General features: G+C 73.2%; 13 protein-coding genes and 1 tRNA gene. 9 read left to right on the top strand and 5 right to left on the bottom strand.

Translation table 11 applies throughout. The features are described from left to right. Positions 1-28 precede the first annotated feature (28 nt). On the top strand, positions 29-667 hold the full coding sequence (locus tag WMF22_RS21820; RefSeq protein ID WP_437300963.1) for a sterol desaturase family protein: 639 nt from the start codon (positions 29-31) through the stop codon (positions 665-667). Between the two features lie 242 nt (positions 668-909). Here the strand turns inward: WMF22_RS21820 and WMF22_RS21815 are convergent, their stop codons facing one another. After that, positions 910-1,230 (bottom strand): hypothetical protein, encoded by a 321-nt coding sequence (locus tag WMF22_RS21815; protein ID WP_437300962.1) that lies wholly within the window; start codon positions 1,228-1,230, stop codon positions 910-912. A gap of 269 nt (positions 1,231-1,499) precedes the next feature. On the opposite strand from WMF22_RS21815, the gene WMF22_RS21810 reads away from it, so the two are divergent. The 5 genes from WMF22_RS21810 to WMF22_RS21790 all read left to right on the top strand — a co-directional run bounded on the left by WMF22_RS21810 (position 1,500) and on the right by WMF22_RS21790 (position 6,825). Then, positions 1,500-2,042: a hypothetical protein gene (locus tag WMF22_RS21810; RefSeq protein ID WP_437300961.1), complete on the top strand. Its 543-nt coding sequence runs from the start codon at positions 1,500-1,502 to the stop codon at positions 2,040-2,042. 200 nt (positions 2,043-2,242) lie between these two features. After that, positions 2,243-2,315: transfer RNA gene (locus WMF22_RS21805), tRNA-Gly, on the top strand. Between the two features lie 304 nt (positions 2,316-2,619). Beyond that, on the top strand, positions 2,620-4,068 hold the full coding sequence (locus tag WMF22_RS21800) for a flippase (RefSeq protein ID WP_437300960.1): 1,449 nt from the start codon (positions 2,620-2,622) through the stop codon (positions 4,066-4,068). Between the two features lie 388 nt (positions 4,069-4,456). Continuing rightward, entirely contained in the window at positions 4,457-5,869 is a 1,413-nt protein-coding gene (locus tag WMF22_RS21795) for a serine/threonine-protein kinase (RefSeq protein WP_437300959.1), read from the top strand. Positions 5,870-6,015: 146 nt separating this feature from the next. Continuing rightward, positions 6,016-6,825, top strand: a complete 810-nt coding sequence (locus tag WMF22_RS21790) for a hypothetical protein (RefSeq protein WP_438036898.1) — start codon at positions 6,016-6,018, stop codon at positions 6,823-6,825. Here WMF22_RS21790 and WMF22_RS21785 read toward each other — a convergent pair. Together WMF22_RS21785 and WMF22_RS21780 are read right to left on the bottom strand one after the other, a co-directional pair. Next, positions 6,786-7,049: a GlsB/YeaQ/YmgE family stress response membrane protein gene (locus tag WMF22_RS21785; RefSeq protein ID WP_437300957.1), complete on the bottom strand. Its 264-nt coding sequence runs from the start codon at positions 7,047-7,049 to the stop codon at positions 6,786-6,788. The two genes, WMF22_RS21790 and WMF22_RS21785, sit on opposite strands and share 40 nt — an antisense overlap. A 482-nt stretch (positions 7,050-7,531) precedes the next feature. Then, the gene (locus tag WMF22_RS21780; RefSeq protein ID WP_438036897.1) at positions 7,532-9,376 is read right to left on the bottom strand and encodes a protein kinase domain-containing protein; all 1,845 of its coding nucleotides are present in this window, start codon (positions 9,374-9,376) and stop codon (positions 7,532-7,534) included. A 252-nt stretch (positions 9,377-9,628) separates the two neighbouring features. Here WMF22_RS21780 and WMF22_RS21775 point away from each other — a divergent pair, with 252 nt between their 5' ends. Then, the gene (locus tag WMF22_RS21775) at positions 9,629-10,708 is read left to right on the top strand and encodes a hypothetical protein (RefSeq protein ID WP_438036896.1); all 1,080 of its coding nucleotides are present in this window, start codon (positions 9,629-9,631) and stop codon (positions 10,706-10,708) included. 26 nt (positions 10,709-10,734) lie between these two features. On the opposite strand, the gene WMF22_RS21770 is transcribed toward WMF22_RS21775, so the two are convergent. Further along, the gene (locus tag WMF22_RS21770) at positions 10,735-12,240 is read right to left on the bottom strand and encodes a serine/threonine-protein kinase (protein WP_438036895.1); all 1,506 of its coding nucleotides are present in this window, start codon (positions 12,238-12,240) and stop codon (positions 10,735-10,737) included. 297 nt (positions 12,241-12,537) lie between these two features. Here WMF22_RS21770 and WMF22_RS21765 point away from each other — a divergent pair, with 297 nt between their 5' ends. Then, positions 12,538-15,069, top strand: coding sequence for a hypothetical protein (locus tag WMF22_RS21765; RefSeq protein WP_438036894.1), 2,532 nt, complete (start codon positions 12,538-12,540; stop codon positions 15,067-15,069). A 25-nt stretch (positions 15,070-15,094) separates the two neighbouring features. Beyond that, positions 15,095-17,281 (top strand): ATP-binding protein, encoded by a 2,187-nt coding sequence (locus WMF22_RS21760; RefSeq protein WP_438036893.1) that lies wholly within the window; start codon positions 15,095-15,097, stop codon positions 17,279-17,281. A gap of 37 nt (positions 17,282-17,318) precedes the next feature. On the opposite strand, the gene WMF22_RS21755 is transcribed toward WMF22_RS21760, so the two are convergent. Beyond that, positions 17,319-18,509, bottom strand: a complete 1,191-nt coding sequence (locus WMF22_RS21755) for a phosphodiester glycosidase family protein (RefSeq protein WP_437300951.1) — start codon at positions 18,507-18,509, stop codon at positions 17,319-17,321. Positions 18,510-18,616 lie beyond the last annotated feature (107 nt).

Raw genomic sequence — 18,616 nt, 5'->3', positions numbered from 1 at the left:
TGGATAAATGCGGTACCAGGGGTGCACGATGACCGTCACCTCCACCGAGCGCACCGCGCGTCCAGCGACATGCCAAATGTTCGAGACGCCGCTCATCGAGCGGTTTTCGCGGATCCATCCGATCACACCGTTCGTCTTCTGGCTGCCGGTCTACGGCTATCTGGGCGTGCGCGCCGCCCGGCATGATGTCGGCCTCCTGACCGGGCTCGGGCTCGTACTGGTCGGCCTGTTTCTATGGACGTTCGCCGAGTATGTCCTGCACCGATACGTGTTTCACTACGTCGGGCCGCGCCTATGGCAGCGCCGGATGCATTTCGTTCTCCACGGGGTGCACCATGATTTCCCGCAAGATGCGGACCGGCTGGTGATGCCGCTCGGCGCGAGCATCCCCCTCGGCATCGCGTTCTACACGCTGTTTCGCGTCGTCTGTGGCCCTGTTCCGGCGGATCCGCTGTTCATCGGCTTCGGCCTCGGATACCTGGCGTACGACGGTACGCACTATGCCATTCATCACTTCCGGATGAGCTCGCGCTGGGGGAAGTGGATCAAGCGCCATCACATGGTCCATCACCACACGGGAGAAAATGCCCGGTGGGGCGTTTCGTCGCCGCTCTGGGACTGGGTCTTCGGCACGATGGGCACGTCGCAGGCGGGAAAAGGCAGCTGAGCGGGACAGCGGCGCGCTCCGGAGCGCGCCGGCGCTGATCGTCGACAGGGTGGGAATGGGCCCGGAGCGCGGCGGGTTGAGGGGCCATGAAGCGGTCGCGCCCGGACGCTTGCGCCTGCGCGGGAGATGCTGCGCAGCAGCGCCGCGCGGCCGCGATCGCACGGCGCCTGCCCAGGCTCATGCGCGCTGCGGATGGATCTGCGCGACGCGCGGACCGAGGAGGTCGCGGCGCATCGGGGGCCTCACGGCGAGGAGGTGGTGCCGGGAGGAACGAGCCCTGCCGCAGGCGACGCGCTCGACGCAGGCAGCCGCCTCATGGCGCCCGCATCGAAGGTGCGGAGCGTGTTGCGCCCGCAGTAGGGGCACAACCACGCCACATCGAACCGGTCGAGGTGAGCGTTGATGCTGTGCGCCGGCGCGAGCTCCTTGTCGGCTTCACCGGCGGCCGACCGGCCGCGGGGACTCCGGGTGGCCCACCCGGCGGTGACGTGCCGGTGCTCGTCCAGGGTGGCTGACAGGCTTGCCTGGCACTCGCAAGGAGTGGAGATGAGAAACCGACTCATGCGTGACCGTCCTTCGTAGATGTTTCCGTAGACCTTGCTGGCATGCCGCGTCGCGGCGTGCTTGCGGGCGCCGCGGCTGCGAACCGAGAACCGAGACGCGACGAACGAGACCGAGACGAACGAGAACGAGACCGAGACCGAGACGAACGAGAACCTAGAACCGGCGACGAGGAAAGAAGCGCGCCCTCATATAAAGGTTGGTCAGTTTGAGCTCAAGGGGTGTTAGCCTGGGGCACGGTTGCCCTGGTGTAGCTGAGGAAGGGGAGTCCATGACCGTTCGACGTGCACCTCGTGAGCGCGAGACGCCGCCCTCGGGCAGGTTGCAGGTCGTCGAGGCCCGCCGGCCTGGGCCGCGCTCGGTGCGCGGCCTCAGGATCCTGCTTGCGCACGACGCCCGCGCCGCGACCTGCGACGCGCTCGCCCGCGCGATCGAGGGGGCGCTGACGAACGTCGAGATCGTGGACGCCTCGTCCATCGACGACGCCCTGCTCGCGTCGGCGACCGAACGGTTCGACGCGTGCCTCGTCTGCCTGGATCTTCCGCCGGCGCCGCTCGGCGGCGCGCGCCTCGCGAGCGAGCTCGTGGACAGCAACCACCCGGTCGTGCTCGTCACGCGGAGCCTGCGCTGGCTGCCGCCGGACAGGCCCATCCTGCACCAGCTGCCCTGGATCCCGCCGGACGCGGGCACGATCGAGATCTCCAGCGCGATCGCGGCGGCGACCAGCGACTGCGACAGCGCCATCCGCGCGCGCTCGCCGCTGCCGGGCGAGGCGCTCGCCGCGCCGGCGCTCCGCGCGCGCGTGCGCCGGTAGCGGCGCGGCTGGGCCGGTAGCGGCGCGGCTGGGCCGGTAGCGGCGCGGCTGGGCCGGTAGCGGCGCGGCTGGGAGAGGGCGCCGAGCCCCGCCTCCGGGCGAAACGTGACGACGTGACGACGTGAAGACGTCGGGATCGAAAACGAAATGAAGGGGTTGCTAAGCGGCCCCGGATTCGGTAGAAGCTTCCTCCACCTCGCGCGGGACTAGCTCAGTTGGTAGAGCATCAGCTTCCCAAGCTGAGGGTCGCGGGTTCGAATCCCGTGTCCCGCTCCGAGGATCGCCGACCCCATTTGCGCTGGCGATCCTCCTGCACCTCGGGTGCTTCGAGGTTGACGGACGCCTCGTGTCGGCGCGCCGTTTCAAGCGGCGCTTCGTGATCGAGCCGCGTCTCGGACGGCGCTTCGTGCTGAGCTCGGGCGACGGCGCTCGCTGAGCGAGCGCCTGCGCTCGCGCCACCGGGCAGCGCTCGCTGCGCGAGACGGACGCGCTCTGGGGGCGCACGACGCTCGAATCGGGGCCGGTCCCGCTGCGCGCACAGCGGTGCCCGACAGCATGGGGACACCGGGAGGTGTTCATGAAGGATGGCCGGCGCATCGCGCTGAACGCGGCGCTGATGCTCCTGAAGCAGGCGATCATGGCCGTCCTTGGCGTCGTGTTCGTCGGCTATCTCGCGCGGAAGGTGGGGGTCGCCGCCTGGGGGGAGTTCCAGGCGTCGCTCGCGATCGCGGGGATCGTCACGATCGCCGCCGGCGTCGGGGTGAGGGGATACCTGGCCCGGGAGGTCGCCGTGAAGCCCGAGCTCGGGCCGCGTCACCTCGGCGCGGCGCTCGCCATCCGGGGCGTGACCGGGACGGTGGTGCTCGGCGCGACCGTGGCCGTCGTGCTGGCGACGCGCTCGGGGCTCGGCGCGCAGCTCATCGTGCTCGCCGCGGCTTCCCAGCTGGCGACGCTGCTCTACTCGACCATGTGGCTCTCGTTCGAGGCCCACGAGCGGTTCCAGTACATCCTGTACGCGGAGCTCGGCGCGCGGCTGTTCGTCATCGCGCTCTCGGCCGCCTTGCTCGCGCTCGGCTTCGGCGTCGTCGCCGCGGCCGTGGCGTTCCTGCTCGGCAACGTGCTGGAGCTCGCCATCACCTCGCATTACCTCCGCGCCCGCCTCTACCGGCCCGAGCTCACGACGCCGCCCGCAGAGCTCTGGCAGATCGCGAAGCGCAGCCTGCCGATCGGCGCGCTCGGGGCGCTCTCGAGCGCGCTGCTCCAGATCGACCGCGTCATGCTCCGCGCCCTCTGCGACGAGGAAGCCGTCGGGGTCTTCAGCGCGGCCTGGGTGCTGAGCGAGAACTTCAGGATGCTCCCCGACGTCCTGCTCGGCGCCGCCTTCGCGGCGGGCATGCGCCTCTACGTCCAGGATCGCGACGCGTTCGGGCGCCTCTACGGCGGTTGCATGCTCGTCGCCGCGCTCTTCGGGCTGCCCGTCGCCGCCGGCATCTTCCTGCTCGCGCCGGACGTCATCCAGCTCGTCTACGGAGGCGCGGGCGACTACGCCCCCGCGGCCGACGTCCTCCGGATCCTCGCGTGCGCCGTCCCCGTGACGTTCGCGTTCCAGGTCGTGACGCTGCCGCTGCTCGCGGCGAAGCGCGAGGTCGCGATGGTGAAGCTGCTCGCGCTGGCGCTCGTCGCCGACGTCGCGCTGAACCTGCTCCTCCTGCCGCGCTACCGCGCCATGGGCGCCGCGTGCGCGACGCTGGCCGTGAGCGCCGGCGCGCTGATCGCGTCGTGGGGCATCTCCGCGCGCTGGGCCCACGTCGTGGAGCTCGGCCGCATCCTCGCGGTCCTCGCCGCGACGGCGGTCATGGTCACCGCGGCCTACGTCACGCGCGTCCTCGCCGGCATGTGGGCGTCGATCGCGGTGGGCGTCGCCGTCTACGCCGTCCTCCTCCTCGCGTTGCGCGTCGTCTCCTTCCGCGAGCTGCGCGCGCTGCTCGCGCGCCGCGTCCGCGCCTCACCCGCCACCGTGGCCTGACAAGCGTTCCATCGCGGGCGGGCCCGGCGCCGCGCGCGCCCCTCTGCGCCGCTGTGTGGAGCATGGGGTCATCGAGTTTTCCGCATTTTCCGCCGGGAGTTGCGCTCGCCGTGGGTCTCTGCGGCTGCCGACATGCGCTCTCATCCGGCGGGATCCACGCAGCACCGCGCGATGGCCATGGCTCGGAGGTGACGCTGCCGCGGCGCTTTCCGTGGCATGCAGCGTGAATAGCGAAGGCGCGATGTGGCGGCGCGGGCAAGTCCGGGGGCTGGCCGGGGTGGGGCGACTCCGGCAGTGGATGGCGCGGCGGCCGTCCTCGCTTCGCGCGTTCGGGATGCCGGCGCGAAGCGAGGGGGGCGCGGCTGGGCTGCCGTGGAGATATCGAGAGATGGACCTGCCCATGGGCGACGGCGGCTACGCGTTGCTCGCGCGCCTGTCGGCGGGCGGCATGGCGGAGCTGTTCCTCGCGTGCCGGCGCGGGCCGGCAGGTATCACCCACCCCGTCGTCGTGAAGCGTCTTCGCCCCGAGGCGAGGCGAGATCCGTCGATCGTGCGGATGTTCCTCTGGGAGGCCTGGATCAGCGCCCGGCTCCAGCACCCCAACGTGATCCGGTTCCACGACTTCGTCGTTCACGAAGGACGCCATCACCTCGTGATCGAGTACGTCCCGGGCTGCGATCTGGCCGCCGCCGCGCGCGCTCTCTTCGCGGAGGGGCGGCCGTTCCCGCTCGAGGCGGCCATCGAGATCGGCCTGGGCGTGCTGCGGGCGCTCGGGCACGCGCACGGGCTCCGCGACGACGGCGGGAAGCTCGTCGGCCTCGTGCACCGCGACGTGAGCCCGCAGAACGTGCTCCTCTCGCTCGAGGGGGAGATCAAGCTCATCGACTTCGGCGTCGCGCAGATGACGGGGATGAGCGGCGCGGAAGAGGCCGGCCCCTTCGGCTCCCCGTGCTCGTCCGACGAGGCGGCCCCGTCGAGCGGCGGCGGCACGGTGAAGGGGAAGCTCGGCTATGTGGCGCCCGAGCAGCTGCGCGGGCAGAGGGTCGACGCGCGGGCCGATCTCTTCGCGGTCGGCGTGATCCTCTTCGAGCTGCTGACGGCGCGCCGCCTGTTCCACCGCAAGGACGACGGCGCGACGATGGGCGCGGTGCTCTCCGGCGAGGTGCCGGCGATCGCGCCGCTCCGCCCTGCGTGCCCGGCGCTGCTCGAGGAGGCGATCCGGCGCGCGCTCGCGCGCGATCCCGAGGGCCGCTTCGAGACCGCGGCGCAGATGGAAGAGGCGCTCGCCGAGGTGCTCGCCTCGCTGCGCCGAGCGCCGAGCGGCGGCGACGAGCCGAGCTCGAGCGAGCGCGGGCTGCTCGCGGGCCAGGAGATCGCCGCGCTCGTGCGCGAGGTCGCGAGCGGGCGCGATCGGCACCGGTCGCTGCTCGTGCGGGGCTGCCGGAGATCCGCCGGGGCTCGCGGGCGCACGGGCGCGCGGCGGATCGCCGCGGGCCGCTCAGGGGACGATCGCGGCGAGGTGACGCCAACGCTGCGCGGGACGGACGCGCGCCCCGCTGCGCCGGAATCTGCGCCGGAATCTGCGCCGGAATCTGCGCCGGAAGAAGAGAGCGAGCGCAGCGAGGCCAGGAGCGCCGTCACGCCGGACTGGAGGGACGCGCGCCCGCTGCGGCGCGCTCGGCTCCTGCCCTGGCTCGTGATCGCGGCGGTGACCTTCGCCGCAGGGGCGCTCGCCGGCAGGGCGATCGGCGCGTTCGACGGCGGCGTTGCGCCGGCGAGCCGCGGCGCGCCCCGCGACTGACGAGCGCTCCAGCGCCGGCGCCGCGGCGCGGAGAGCCGCGAGACCTGGGAGATCTCCATTCGGCGCCGTGCTCGTGAGGCGTCGAACGCGAACGGCCGTTGGTGTTGGCGCGGATAGCGACGGGCTCGCTAGCCTAGTCCGGCCTGATGCCCGTCCGGAATCTCCTGAGCCGTTCCCTCCCGATCGCTGCGCTGGCTGTCCCCCTCGTCGCGAGCTTCACGAGCGGGAGCGCGCTGCCGTGCCCGGTCGCCGGCGCGCCGGCGGAGCCGACGGAGCTCGGCGCGGCCATCGAGCGGCAGCCGATCTGTGTCGGATCGACGGTCGCGAGCGCGGGCGAGCTCGGCGACGTCCTGTACTACCGCAGCTCGGTCGGAGAGCACGGCGAGGTCTCCGTTGGCTATTACGCGTTCTTCTCGGAGGAGCGGCCGTGGGGCAACAACTGGCTGACCTGGACCGTGCTGCCCGCGCTCGCGGTGGACCTCGTCTACACGCACGCGCTGCTCTTCGCTCCGGGGGTCCAGCGCGCCGTCTACGGCAAGGGCGATGTCGAGGGGTTCAGGATCGTCTACAGCGTCGGCGAGGGGGGGCGGCTCACCGCCAAGCACGGCGCAGCGGACCGCGGTGATCACGGCGAGGTGCGGCTCGAGCGCTCGGATCTACTCTCGATCGATCCCGAACGCCCTACCGTCTACTCGCGGTGGTGGAGCCACCAGCTCGGCGGGCGGGGCGCGGGGCCGGGCGATCTCGCCTATCACCGCTGCTTCGGCGCGGGCGCCATCCGGCCGCTGCCGCCGGACGTCGCGCTCGATTTCCGCCTGGATCGGCGCGCCGCGCCGGCCCGCGTGGTGCCTGCCGCCGCGCTGCTCGGGCAGCTCTCTGCCTCGCGGCGGGGCGAGCCCGTCGATGGCGGGGGCGCTCAGGGCCTCGTCGCTCGCCGGCCGATCGTCGCGTTGTAGATGGCGAGGATGACGATGGCGCCCAGGATCGACGTGAAGAAGCCGCCGCTCGACTGATACGACGGATAGAGCCCCAGCGCCCGGCCGACGAAGCCGCCGAGCAAGGAGCCGGCCACGCCCAGCAGCGCCGTGATCACGAAGCCGCCCGGGTCGCGGCCAGGGGTCAGCAGCTTGGCGATGACGCCGACGATGAGGCCAAACAGGATCCACAACAGCACGGACATGGTTCGCTCCTCTCGACACCGCGTGACGCCGAGGCCCGTCCTCCCGCGTCGATGTGGAGGCCAGCGTCCAGCGTTTCGTCCGGCTCAGCGTCTGCAGACGACGTGCCGCGCGCGGTGAGCTCCGTTCGCACCGCCATGAAGCGGAGACCCGGTGGCCAGCGTGAACTGCGTCGCCATCGGGCGCGCTGCGCTGGGCATCGGCTGTACATCGGCGCGCAGCGGCGCGCGCGAGATCGAGGATCGCGGCGCGCTCGGCGCGCTCGGGGCGCGGGGTGAGCGCTTCGTTCGCACCGCGCGCGCCTCGGCCCTCGCCGTCGGTCTGCTTGTCGTCGTTCCTCGATCGCTCCGAGCTGGCGTCGCGTGGGCAGGCGCTGGCGCGTCGCCCGGGCCCGTTGGCCCGCCGTGTCCCGGTGCGTACCCGCGCCGGCGACGCGCGCCCACGAGCAGCGCCGCGGACCCGGCGTGCGGCCCGGCTGGGGCGTTCACCGTGGTGGTCCGGAAGGGCAGGCGGGGTCCGGCTCCGGGGCGCGCGCCGGCCACGCGCGCCCCTCGGCGGTCGGGGGCGCCTCGCCGTCGCGCTCTGGCGATGGCGAGGTGAGCGTGGCGAGCGCGGCGCTTGCAGCGTTGAAGAGCAGGCACAGCGATCCGCCGAGCACCGTGGCAGCGACGGTGCCGATCACGACCGGAGCGAGACGCCCGCGCCGGCGTCGGCGCAGCGCGACCAGGCTCCGCGATCCGCTGGATCGGTGCGCTCGAAGCAAGGAGAGCGGATCGAGCGCCGGAGGGCGCTGGGCGCTGGCCGGAGCGTGCGCGGGAGGCGACGCCTCGGCGGGCGGGGGTGCCGCGTCCACCGGCGGCGCGCCATCCGGCGCCGGGGGTGAGGCCGCCTCGACGAGCGCAGCCGGGGGGCAAGGCGTGGAGCGATGGCCGACCCACGTTGGAGCGGACGAGTCGTCTCGCCGCGTGGTCGGGGGAGAGCAGGGCCGATCGAGGTGCGCGCCCTCCGGCAGAGACGGCGAGCGATAGCCCACCCATGTCGAGGCTCCCGCGGAGCGCGCCGTGGCGGCGTCCTCCGCGGAGGACCTCCAGCGCGACGAGGACGCCGTCGCTGGGCGCGCGCTCTCCGAGGGGCGCGGAGAGCCGCCGAGCGCGGCCTGCTCGTCGGCGGCGGAGCGCGCCCGGCGGAGCGCGATGTGCCCGAGCGCCTCGCGCAGCGCCCGCGCGCTCTGCGGGCGATCCTCTGGATTTTTACGCAGGCACTGGAGGATCAGCGCCTCCAGATCCGGATCGAACGCCGGATGGAGCGCGCTCGGTCGGGGCGGGGGGGACTCGACGTGCGCGGCGGCGAGCGCGACGGGCGTCGGGCGCTCGAAGGGGAGCCGCCCCGTCGCCATCTCGAAGAGCAGCACGCCGCACGCGTAGACGTCGCTCCGTGCGTCGACACGCTGCCCTGCGGCTTGCTCCGGGCTCATGTAGGCGGGGGTTCCGATGACGAGCCTGCCGTCGTCCTCGTCGGGCACGGGGAGCAGGGGCGAGCCGCCGAACGCGCCGGAGCGGTCGTCGTGCAGCAGCTTCGCCGTCCCGAAGTCGAGGAGCTTCACCTGCTCGAACGGCGCCCCGTCGTCGTCGATGCGGGGCACCAGGCGGATGTTCTCGGGCTTGACGTCGCGGTGGATGACGCCCGCGTCGTGGGCGTGCTGCAGCGCGGAGCACAGCTGGCGCATGATCGAGACGATGCGCTCCGGGGGCAGGATCGGCGCGGCGTTCAGGAGGTCGATGAGGTCCTCGCCGTCGAGGTGCTCGGTGACCAGGTACCAGAGGCTGGGCGGGGTCGCCTCGTGTCCGTCGGCGCTCGCGCCGAGCGCGCCGTGCAGGCTCACCGGCTCGCAGCCGAAGTCGAGGACGCGCACGATGTTCGGGTGATCGAGCCGGCTCGCCGCCAGCGCTTCGACATGGAACCTCAGCACCGCGTCGCCGGCGTGGACGCCGCCGGAGCGCGACCTCTCGTCGGAGCGCGACCTCTCGCTCACGCCGCTCGATCCTCGGTGGACGGCGCCCTCGCCGCGCGGCGACGCGGCGACGCGCGTCGTGCAGACGCGGCGGCTCGCTCCGCCGCCCACGCGCGGCGCGGCGACGCGCTCGTGGATGACCTTCACCGCGCACGCGCGCCCGAGCCCGAGGTGCCGCGCGCGGTAGACGCGCCCCATCGCGCCGGCGCCGATCATCTGCTCGACGAGGTACCGCCCCCCGAGAAGGCGTCCCCTGAGGAATCGCTCCGAGGACGGGAGTCCCGCGTCGAGGGGCGCGGAGGCGCGGAGGCAATCCATGGCGCGTTCCACGCAGCAGAATGGGTGCCATCGCGCTGTGCGGACGGTTCACAGCGGCCGCGAGACGGAGCGTCGGGCGCGGCCGCGCCGCGGGCGCCCTGCGCCGGCGCTCGCGGCGCGGCTCGGAGCGGCCCGCGCGCCGCGCGCATTTCGCCCGGGAAAACCTTGCCTCCGCCCGGGCAGCCGCGCCGCGAGGGCTGATTTGTTCCGTTGTCGACGGCGTGTGATAGCGTGGCGCGCGAGGAGGCCTGAGTGCTCTTGAGACGATGCGTTCCGTTCGCTGCGGCGCTGTTCCTGCTGCTCCCGACAGGCGAGGCCCATGCGCAGTCGGACCAGGACAGAGCAGCGGCCCGGTCGCTGGCCACACAGGGCGCCGAATCGTTCACGTCCGGCCGCTTCGAGGAGGCGATCGATCTGCTGGGTCGCGCCGAGGCGCTCGTGCACGCTCCGACGCACCTCCTGCTGATCGCGCGCGCGCAGGTGCGCCTCGGCCGGCTCGTCGCCGCGAAGGAGACCTACCTGAGGATCGTCCGCGAGGAGCTCCCGCCCACCGCGCCGTCTCCCTTCAAGAGGGCGCAGCAGGACGCGCGGGAGGAGCTCGCCGCGATCGAGCCCAGGATCGCGTCGCTGCGCATCGCGCTGGAGGGCGCCGCCGGCCGGAAGATCGGCGTGAAGCTGGACGGCCAGCCGGTCGCGGACGCGCTGCTCGGCGTGCATCGCCCGATCGATCCGGGCAATCACGTGGTCACCGTGGTTCCGCCGGGCCTCGCGCCGATCGAGCAGGGGGTCACCATCGGCGACGGCGAGCGCAAGGAGCTGAAGATCCCGGTCCCGGAAGGCCCGGCCGTGGTCCCCCCGCCGGGAGGCGCGGTCGAAGGGCAGGGCACCTGGGGCGGTGGGCAGACCGAGGTCCCCCCTGTCGCCCCGCCTGGCACCCCGGAGCGAAAGACGAACGCGGCGATGCTGGGCGGAGGCATCGCGGCCACGGCGCTCGGGCTCGGCGGTGTCGTGGTGGGCTCGGTGTTCCTGGCCAAGAGCAGCGGGACGCAGAAAGAAGCGAACGATCTCAGCGCCGCGCGTGGGTGCGAATCGCAGAGCACTGCCGGCACGGAGTGCGGCCCGGCGATCCAGGCCCAGATCAAATCGCTCGACGCCGACGCCGCGTCACAGCAGACGATCGGCGCGGTCGGCCTCATCGGAGGCGGCGTGCTGCTCGCCGGTGGTGTGACGCTGCTCGTACTGGAGCTGACGTCCAAGCCGGAGCCCTCGAGCTCCGCCTGGATCGCCCCCTATGTAACGCCGACAGGGCTCGGGGTGCGCGGCGCGTTCTGATCCGAGCGCGCTGCGCGGCGCGGGCGTCAGTAGCCGAAGTCGCCCGGGACGCCCGGCTTCTGCGGCTTCTGGGGCGACGTGGTCGGCTTCGTCGACGGCGTCGTCTGCGGCGGCTTCGTGACGGGCAATGGCCTCGTCTGAGGAGGCTGTGGGCGCGGCGGGGGCGGCTTCACCTGGGCCGAGGAGGCCGCCGGCGCCGCGACGGGCTCGGCGGTGACGGGCGGAGCGGGCTCTGCGGCCGTGGCGCTCGCGGTGACGATGGGCTCGGGCGGCGGGACGGTCGGTGGAGGGGGCGGAGGGGGCGAGGGCGCCGGGATGACCGTCGCGGCGACGGCGCTCGGATCCGCGGTCGCCGCGCCCGTCGTCCCGCTGTGTCCGAAGGCGAGCCAGACGGCGACGCCGGCGCCGAACAAGCTGGCCGCCCCGGCGATCGCGGCGAGGAGCGGCATCCTGGACGGCGGGCGCGTCGAGCGGCCCGTGACCCCTGACGAGGCGCCCCACGAGTTCGCGGTCAGCTGCGGCGTCTGGCCCATGCCGGGCACGGCCGGCGCATTCTGGCCACCCCACGGCGGCTCGGTGCGGGTGGGCGGAGGGGTCGCCGTCTCGGGCTGGGACGGCAGCGACAGCCGGGGGAAGGACGTCCGCCCCGTGGTCAGCAAGGCCAGGCTGGGCCGCGCTGCGGCCCAGGCGAGGAGCGCGTTCTTGAACTCCGCGCAGCTCTGGAAGCGGCCCCCCGGCTCGCGCGCCATCGCCCTCTGGATGATCCCGGAGAACTCGGCGTCGAGGTCGGGCACGAGCTGCTGGGGCAGGGGGGCCGGCTCGAGCACGATCTTGAAGAGCAGCTCGTTGAAGGTCGCCGCATCGAACGGCACCTGACCGGTCGTCGCCTGGAAGAGCAGGACACCCATGGCGTAGATGTCGGTCCGCTGATCCACGGGGCTAGAGCCGCGCGCCTGCTCGGGCGACATGTAGTACGGCGTCCCGACCACCGCGCCCGTGCGCGTCATGCTCATCTCCGCGCCGGCGAGCTGCGAGAACTTCGAGACGCCGAAATCGAGCACCTTCACGAAGTTGCTGAGGCCGGCCTTCGACGGGATGACGAAGATGTTGTCGGGCTTGAGATCGCGGTGGATGATCCCCGCGGCGTGCGCGGCGCCGAGCGCCTCGAGCACCTGCACCATGATCGGCACCGTGATCTCGGGCCCGAGCCGCCCCATCCGCTCGATCTTGGCCCCGAGGGTCTCTCCCTCGAGGTACTCCATGACCATGTACCGCGTGCCGTCCGGCAGCACGCCGAGGTCGAGCACCTCGCAGATGTGATCGGAGCCGATGCGCGCCGCGGCCTGGGCCTCGCGCTCGAAGCGCGCGACGGACTCGGCCTGGCTCGAGATGTTCGCGTGCAGCAGCTTGATGGCGACGCGGCGCCGGATGCGCAGGTTCTCGCCTTCGAAGACCGCGCCCATGCCCCCCTGGCCGAGCAGCCGGACGATCCGGTACTTGCCGTCGATGATCTCGCCGACCAACGGATTCATGACAGCGTTCCCGGTCCGGAGAAGCAAATCACGCCGCCAGGCTAGCACGGTCGCTGGAGGCCGGCCTACGCCCTCGCGGAGCGACGACGGGCGTCGCCTTCACCCGCCGCCGTGCGGCGTGGACGCCCACACGAGGCCCCACACGAGGCCCCACACGAGGCCCCACACGAGGATCGATGGCGTGGGCGCGCGGCCGCCCGAGCGGCTGAGCGGCTGAGCGCCTGACAACGAACGAACGCCCCGCTCTCGCGATCCCCGGGCCGGCGCAGGGGATCTTCGTGATAACGTCGCCCACGTATGCCGGTTTACGAGCTGTCCGTCGATGGTGCGCTGGTTCGCGAGGCGGAGAAGATCGTCTCCCTCGAGGGCCGCGCGTTCCCGACGCTCGTCATGCGCTGGGAATCGCGCCTCTTCGACCAACCTTGGCTCACGACGCTGGTGCTCGATTACGTGATCGCGTTACCGCCGCTCATCGTCGGGCAGGCGACGTTCAACGAGGTCAGGATTGCCGCCTTCACCGGGGGCGCCGGCACGAAGTTCATGTACTTCGGCACCGAGATGAGCGCGAGCGTGCCTCGCATCGCGCCCGAGATGGAGAACTCGGTCGCCCCGACCTCGCTCTACCAGGAGTTCCGCCTGGACGAGCAGTCTTGCCCGATCCCCTATCTGAAGCTGATCCAGGTCAGTCCGCGCATCTACGGTGAAGGGCTCCAGAACTACTACTCGCCGCCGATCAAGGTCGAGCGCTACGACGGGGTGGCCTCGCCGGAGCACATCGCGGACTTCTTCCCGAAGGTCGTCGCGAACCTCGATCCGGTGAAGGGGACGACGCTGGTCGATCCAGCGCAAGGCTTCTGGACCGGCGCGCGCTTCCTCGGCGCGACGTCCATCGCCATCCTCCGACAGGGCCGCGTGGTCGGGCTGCACCGCCGCACTGGAAAGACCGACAAGGACCCGATCCCGCCCGAGGTGAAGCGGCGCGATCCGCGGCTCGACGTGCGCGCCGACTGGGTCGCCGTGGACATCGGCGCGGCGTCGACGGTCGTCGCCGTCCGGGGCGAGCGCGGGGGCGCCGAGTTCGTCCGGATCGGCGCCGACGCGCCGCTGCGGGTGTCCGCCGACAACGAGAACCCGAGCGAGGTCGCGTTCGAGGCGCTGGCCCGGACGACGAAGGCGTGGCGCGATCGGGTGATCCTGCCCATGACGCGCTGGGGCGACGTGCTCGTCGGGCACGCTGCGCGCGACATGCGCGTCCGGCCGGGCGCCGACGTCCACGAGCGCGCCGCGGCCTCCCTGCCGGCCCTCCCGCTCCTGCGCGAGCGGACCGAGCGCGGCGAGCCGTTCCGCCTCCGGGGCAGGAGCGACCCCGACACGACCGAGGCGCTGAAGAAGCCGGCGCCGCCCATCATCGACGAGGAAGGGATCGGCGCGCACGACCCGTTCGATCCGCTGGAGCTCTACGCGTACTACGTCGGCCTGCACCTGAACCAGCGCTCGCGGGGGATCTCCACGCGCTACGCGATCACGATGCCGACGGGCTGGTCGCCCGAGCGCCGCGAGAGCGTGCTCGTCGCCTTCCGCCGCGGCATGTTCAGGAGCCTGCCCGCGGGCCTCTGCGAGTACCACGACCTCGACGGCCTGCAGGTCGTCGACGCAGGGCCGTCCGCGATCGCCTATGCGGTCCAGGCGTTCCGGATGTTCGGGATCCAGCCGCGGGACGGCGGCGTCCCGTTCTGCGTCATCGACGCCGGGGCCAGCGAGGCGGGGCTCGCCTTCGGCATCCTGCGGAGCGCGAAGGCGCACGAGGCCGCAGAGGGGCTGGAGCGGATGGTCGAGTACCTCGAGCCCACGGCGATCCCCTGGCTCGGGGGCGAGCGGCTCCTCCACCGGATCGCCTACAGGGTGTACTCGTCCAGCCAGGCCGCGATGCGCGATCGCCGGATCCCCTTCGAGCGCCCGCCCGAGGAGGAGCCGATCGACGGCGCGGAAGATCTGCTCGCTCCGTCCCCCGATGGGCGCGCCAACGCGTGGGCGCTCAAGGAGCTGCTGCGGCCTCTCCTCGAGGGGGGGCCGAGCGCGCAGGTCGCGGAGCGGCTCTCGCTGGTCGGGCTCGACGGGGCGCCGGCCGTCGTGCCGCTCTCGATCGATCGCGGCGCGCTGGGCGGCGCGATCGACGCGTGGTTCCGGGACGGGGTCGAGGTGGTCCGCCGGCACCTCGAGGGCGCGGTGGCGAAGATCGGGCGGGAGCCGGATCCTTACCAGGGGCTCAGGATCCTGCTCGGCGGGCGCCTCGGGATGAACCAGCGCTTCGCGGAGCTGCTCGCCGGCGTGCTGCCGGCGGGCGTGCAGGTGCACCGCTTCAAGGAGCCGGACAAGGCCAACCTGGGCGCGCCCACCGTGAAGATGGCGGCCGCGCTCGGCGCGCTGTCGCTCCGGTTCGATCGGATCGGGGCCACGCTCCGCGCGGAGAAGCGCGACGCGTTCCGCTACCGCGTCGGGCGCGCCCGCCACGGGCAGCTCGCCGACGTCCTGGATCCGTCCGTCGACTACGACGTCTGGCGGGAGGTCGGCGCTTGCTTGAAGCCCGAGGTCGAGCTCCTGTTCATGGCCGCCGACGACGAGGGGGAGGTCGCGGCGGACGATCCGCGCGTGCGCCGCGCTGTCTGCGCGCTCGGGCGCGGCGCCGTCGGACAGCGGCTCTATCTCCGGGCCGTCGGGCCGGCCCGCGCGGAGATCAGCGTGGGGCCGCCCGGCGGTGAGCCGGCCTCCGGCGCCGTCTGCTGGACGGTCCACCTCGAGAGCGGCGCAGCAGAGAAGACCGGCGGCTGAGCGCATGGGGGCTCCGCGGCTTCACGTGCCACACGACGATCTCGATCCCGGGGAGCAGGTCCACGCCGGTGCAGCGCCAGGCGGCCTGGCCGAGGTCCATCCGGCCGAGGCCCGGCTGGCCGCGCACCTCGCGACGACGAGCGCGCTGCGCGAGGCGGCCTCGCTCGCGGAGGCTGCTCCGCGCGTGCTCGCCGCGCTGATCGACCACCTCGGCTGGGACGTCGCCGCGCTCTGGCTCGCGGAGCCGGAGCCGAGCGCCGCGGGCGACGCGCCGCGGTCCGCGGCGAGCGCCAGCGCTCTCCGCTGCGTCGAGGCCCGGTCGGCGGCGCACGGCGATGGCGAGGCGCTCGCGGAGGTGCTCCGCCAGGGGCCGACCCTCGCCGCCGAGTCCGACCTCGTGGGCGAGGCCTTCCTGGGCGGCGCGCCGGTGTTCCGCGCCAGCGCGGGCGGCGTCGTCGACGTCGTCGAGCACGCCGCGCGCGCGCCGGGCTGGGAGCGCGCGGCGTGCGCCGTCCCGATCCCGTGCGGCCCCCGCGTCGCCGGGGTGATCGAGCTGAGGAGCCGCGCCCCGCACCGCGGCGACGAGCAGCTGCTCCGCGTCCTTGCGTCCGTGGGCAGCCAGATCGGGCAGAGCATCGAGCGGTGGCGCGCCGAGCGGGAGGGCGCGCGCGCCGCGGGCGAGCTCCGCGCGCTGTTTCACGCCATCCCCGATCTCTGCTTCCGCCTCGACGCCGAGCTGCGGATCGTCGACTACAACCAGCCGAGGCTCTCCGAGCTCCACGTCGCGGCGGAGGCGCTGTCGGGCAAGCGCATGACCGAGGTGCTCCCCCTGGAGCTCGGGGAGCGGCTCGAGCGCGCGAGCCAGGAGGCTCACGAGGCGGGCGCCGTGGTCGCGCTCGAGCACGCCGTCGCGAGCGCCGGCGGAGAGCGGCACGTCGAGGCGCGGGTGATGCCGTTCCTCGAGGGGCACGTCCTCGTCCTCGTCCGCGACATCACCGAGCGGCGGCGCACCGAGGAGGCGCTCCGGCAGCGCGAGGAGCGCTCGCGCGAGTCGCAGAAGATGGAGGCGCTCGGGCGGCTGGCCGGCGGCATCGCGCACGACTTCAACAATATGCTCATGGTGATGCTCGGCTACGGCGAGCTCCTCATCCGCCGCCTCGGGCCCGACAGCGCGCTGCGGCGCGACGCCCTCCAGGTCACGAAGGCCGGGGAGCGCGCCGCGGCGCTCACGCGGCAGCTCCTCGCGATGAGCCGCCGCAAGGCGCTTCAGCGCGAGGTGCTCGACGTCAACGCGGTGGTGCTCGATATGCAGACGATGCTGCAGCGCCTCATCGGCGAGGACATCGACCTGCAGACGAACGTCGGCCGGGATCTCGGCTCGATCAGGGTCGACAAGAGCCAGCTGGAGCAGGTCGTCCTGAACCTCGTCGTGAACGCGCGTGACGCGATGCCGAGGGGCGGCAAGCTCGTCGTCGAGACCTCCCTGGGCGAGCCTGGCGAGAGCCCGGCGGCGAGATCGTTCGCGCCAGCGGAGCGCGACGACGACGACGCGCCCGCCGCTGGAGGCCCCCCCTACGTCGTGCTCTCGGTGACCGACAGCGGCAACGGGATGGATCACGACACGCTCTCGCACCTGTTCGAGCCGTTCTTCACGACGAAGGCGCGAGGCAAGGGCACGGGGCTGGGCCTCGCCACGGTGTACGGGATCGTGAGCCAGAGCGGCGGGCTCATCGAGGTCGAGAGTGAGCTCGGGCGCGGCACGACGTTCCGCGTCTACCTCCCGCGCGTCGAGGAGCGCGCCGAGGTGGCGCCCGCTCGCGCGCGGCCGTCGCCGGCGGGCGGCGACGAGACGGTGCTCGTCGTCGAGGACGACGAGGCAGTCCGCAAGCTCATCGTCGATGTGCTCGAGCGGCGCGGCTACGGCGTGCTCTCGGCCGCGAGCGGCGAGGAAGCGCTGGCGATGCTCGCGCGGGAGGGGGAAGACGCGGTGGATCTCCTGCTCACCGATCTCGTGATGCCGGGCATGAACGGCCGCGAGCTCGCCGAGCGCGCCGTCGCGATCCACCCGCGCGCCCGCGTGCTGTACATCTCCGGCTACGCCGAGGACGTCCTCGCGGGCGCCGAGCCCGATCGCGAGCTCGCGCTGCTGCAGAAGCCGTTCACCCCCGAGACCCTCGCGCAGCGCCTGCGCGACCTGCTCGATCGCCGTTAGCGACGCACGCTCTTCCGGGCGCGGCGAGGGCCGGCGGTCACCGCCCGCCGCGCTCGAGGGCGTCGCTCTCGGGCGCCGGATCGGCGATCCCGAGCGGCGCCGACGGCCGGCGGCGTCGCAGGTAGAAGAAGTCGCGCTGCGCCGGCTCCGCGACGTACTCCTCGGGCTTGAACTGCACGTCCGGGATCAGCGCCGAGCTGGCGCGCGGACCCGCGCCGTCCGCGCCGCGACCGTACAGGAGGAAGCGGGGGTAGGCGTGGTTGACGTCGAGCTCCGCCACGTCGTGCGCGCCCGCGGCCTTCATCCCGCGGGCGAGGCTGCGGGCTGTGACGGCCTCGCCGAGCCCGTAGAAGAGCAGCTTGCCTGTCGCGTCGACGCCGAGCGCCGAGCGTCGGATCACCGTCTCGCCGCTCACCGTCGCGCCCCAGTCGCGGTTCGAGTCGTACAGCGCGTGGTGGAGCTCGCCCTGCTCGACCAGGCAAGGCGGCGTCTGCCGGTACGCGGCCATGCGGGCCTCGCCGTCGCGCAGCTCGGGCCAGGTCCGGATCCGCACCGCGCCGCTGCGGTAGAGCGCGATCGTGCACGCCCTGTCGCGCGGCGGCAGGAACGTGTCGCCGTCAAGCATCATCCCGTAGTGGCCGTGCATCGCCTTGAAGCCCCCGTTGAAGGCGGCGACGAGCTCCGAGGCGTGGCCCCCTGGCACGAGGCCAGGGCGCCGCTCTGCCGGGACGTCCGGCGAGAACGGCTCCTTCGTGCCCGCGACAAGCCGGAGGTCGACGCGCCCGAGATCGATCGCCACCACGGCGATGGCCGCGAACACGCGCTTCGGGTCGGGGTGCACGACGCTCTTCCAGAGCACCTGCGCCTCGCCGGGCCGGGCGGCGCTGTCGCCGATCGGCGTCCAGACGCCGTCGCCCGTGGCCGCGACCTCGGGGAAGGGCGGCTGGAACGAGGCGGGCGACGTGACCGTCTCCGCCTTCGGGCCCTCGGCGCTCTCCACGGCCTCCGCGGCGGCGGCGGGCGGGGGCTCCCAGAACGTCTTCGGGGCCGCGTCGCGGTAGAGGGTCCGGTTCAGCCGATCGGCGACGCCGTAGGCCACGTCCTCGGCCCACGCGACAGGCGCGGGACCGACCACGGCGCGCACGCCGTCGGCGAGGGCCGGGCCGAAGCCGCGGACCTCGTGGATGCCGTACCAGAGCGCCTCGACGGCGATCGCGCAGAGCGCCACGCAACGCAGCGCGCGCTCGGGCCAGCGAGCGCGGGAGCGCCGCCCGCGCAGGGACCCGCTCGCAGAAGGGGGCGAAGGGTTGTCCAAGGCGATACCGAGGCTACCCG

The sequence above is a fragment of the Sorangium sp. So ce204 genome, from assembly GCF_051526795.1.
In the GTDB taxonomy this organism is placed as follows: Bacteria; Myxococcota_A; Polyangia; order Polyangiales; family Polyangiaceae; genus Sorangium; species Sorangium cellulosum_B.
The sequence above is the reverse complement of the archived record's forward strand: the minus strand, read 5'-3'. Positions and strand labels throughout refer to the sequence as shown.

Coding starts and splice junctions, on each gene's coding strand:
- WMF22_RS21820 (WP_437300963.1), top strand. CDS start 29: ATGACCGTCACCTCCACCGAGCGCACCGCGCGTCCAGCGACATGCCAA.
- WMF22_RS21815 (WP_437300962.1), bottom strand. CDS start 1,230: ATGAGTCGGTTTCTCATCTCCACTCCTTGCGAGTGCCAGGCAAGCCTG.
- WMF22_RS21810 (WP_437300961.1), top strand. CDS start 1,500: ATGACCGTTCGACGTGCACCTCGTGAGCGCGAGACGCCGCCCTCGGGC.
- WMF22_RS21800 (WP_437300960.1), top strand. CDS start 2,620: ATGAAGGATGGCCGGCGCATCGCGCTGAACGCGGCGCTGATGCTCCTG.
- WMF22_RS21795 (WP_437300959.1), top strand. CDS start 4,457: ATGGACCTGCCCATGGGCGACGGCGGCTACGCGTTGCTCGCGCGCCTG.
- WMF22_RS21790 (WP_438036898.1), top strand. CDS start 6,016: ATGCCCGTCCGGAATCTCCTGAGCCGTTCCCTCCCGATCGCTGCGCTG.
- WMF22_RS21785 (WP_437300957.1), bottom strand. CDS start 7,049: ATGTCCGTGCTGTTGTGGATCCTGTTTGGCCTCATCGTCGGCGTCATC.
- WMF22_RS21780 (WP_438036897.1), bottom strand. CDS start 9,376: ATGGATTGCCTCCGCGCCTCCGCGCCCCTCGACGCGGGACTCCCGTCC.
- WMF22_RS21770 (WP_438036895.1), bottom strand. CDS start 12,240: ATGAATCCGTTGGTCGGCGAGATCATCGACGGCAAGTACCGGATCGTC.
- WMF22_RS21765 (WP_438036894.1), top strand. CDS start 12,538: ATGCCGGTTTACGAGCTGTCCGTCGATGGTGCGCTGGTTCGCGAGGCG.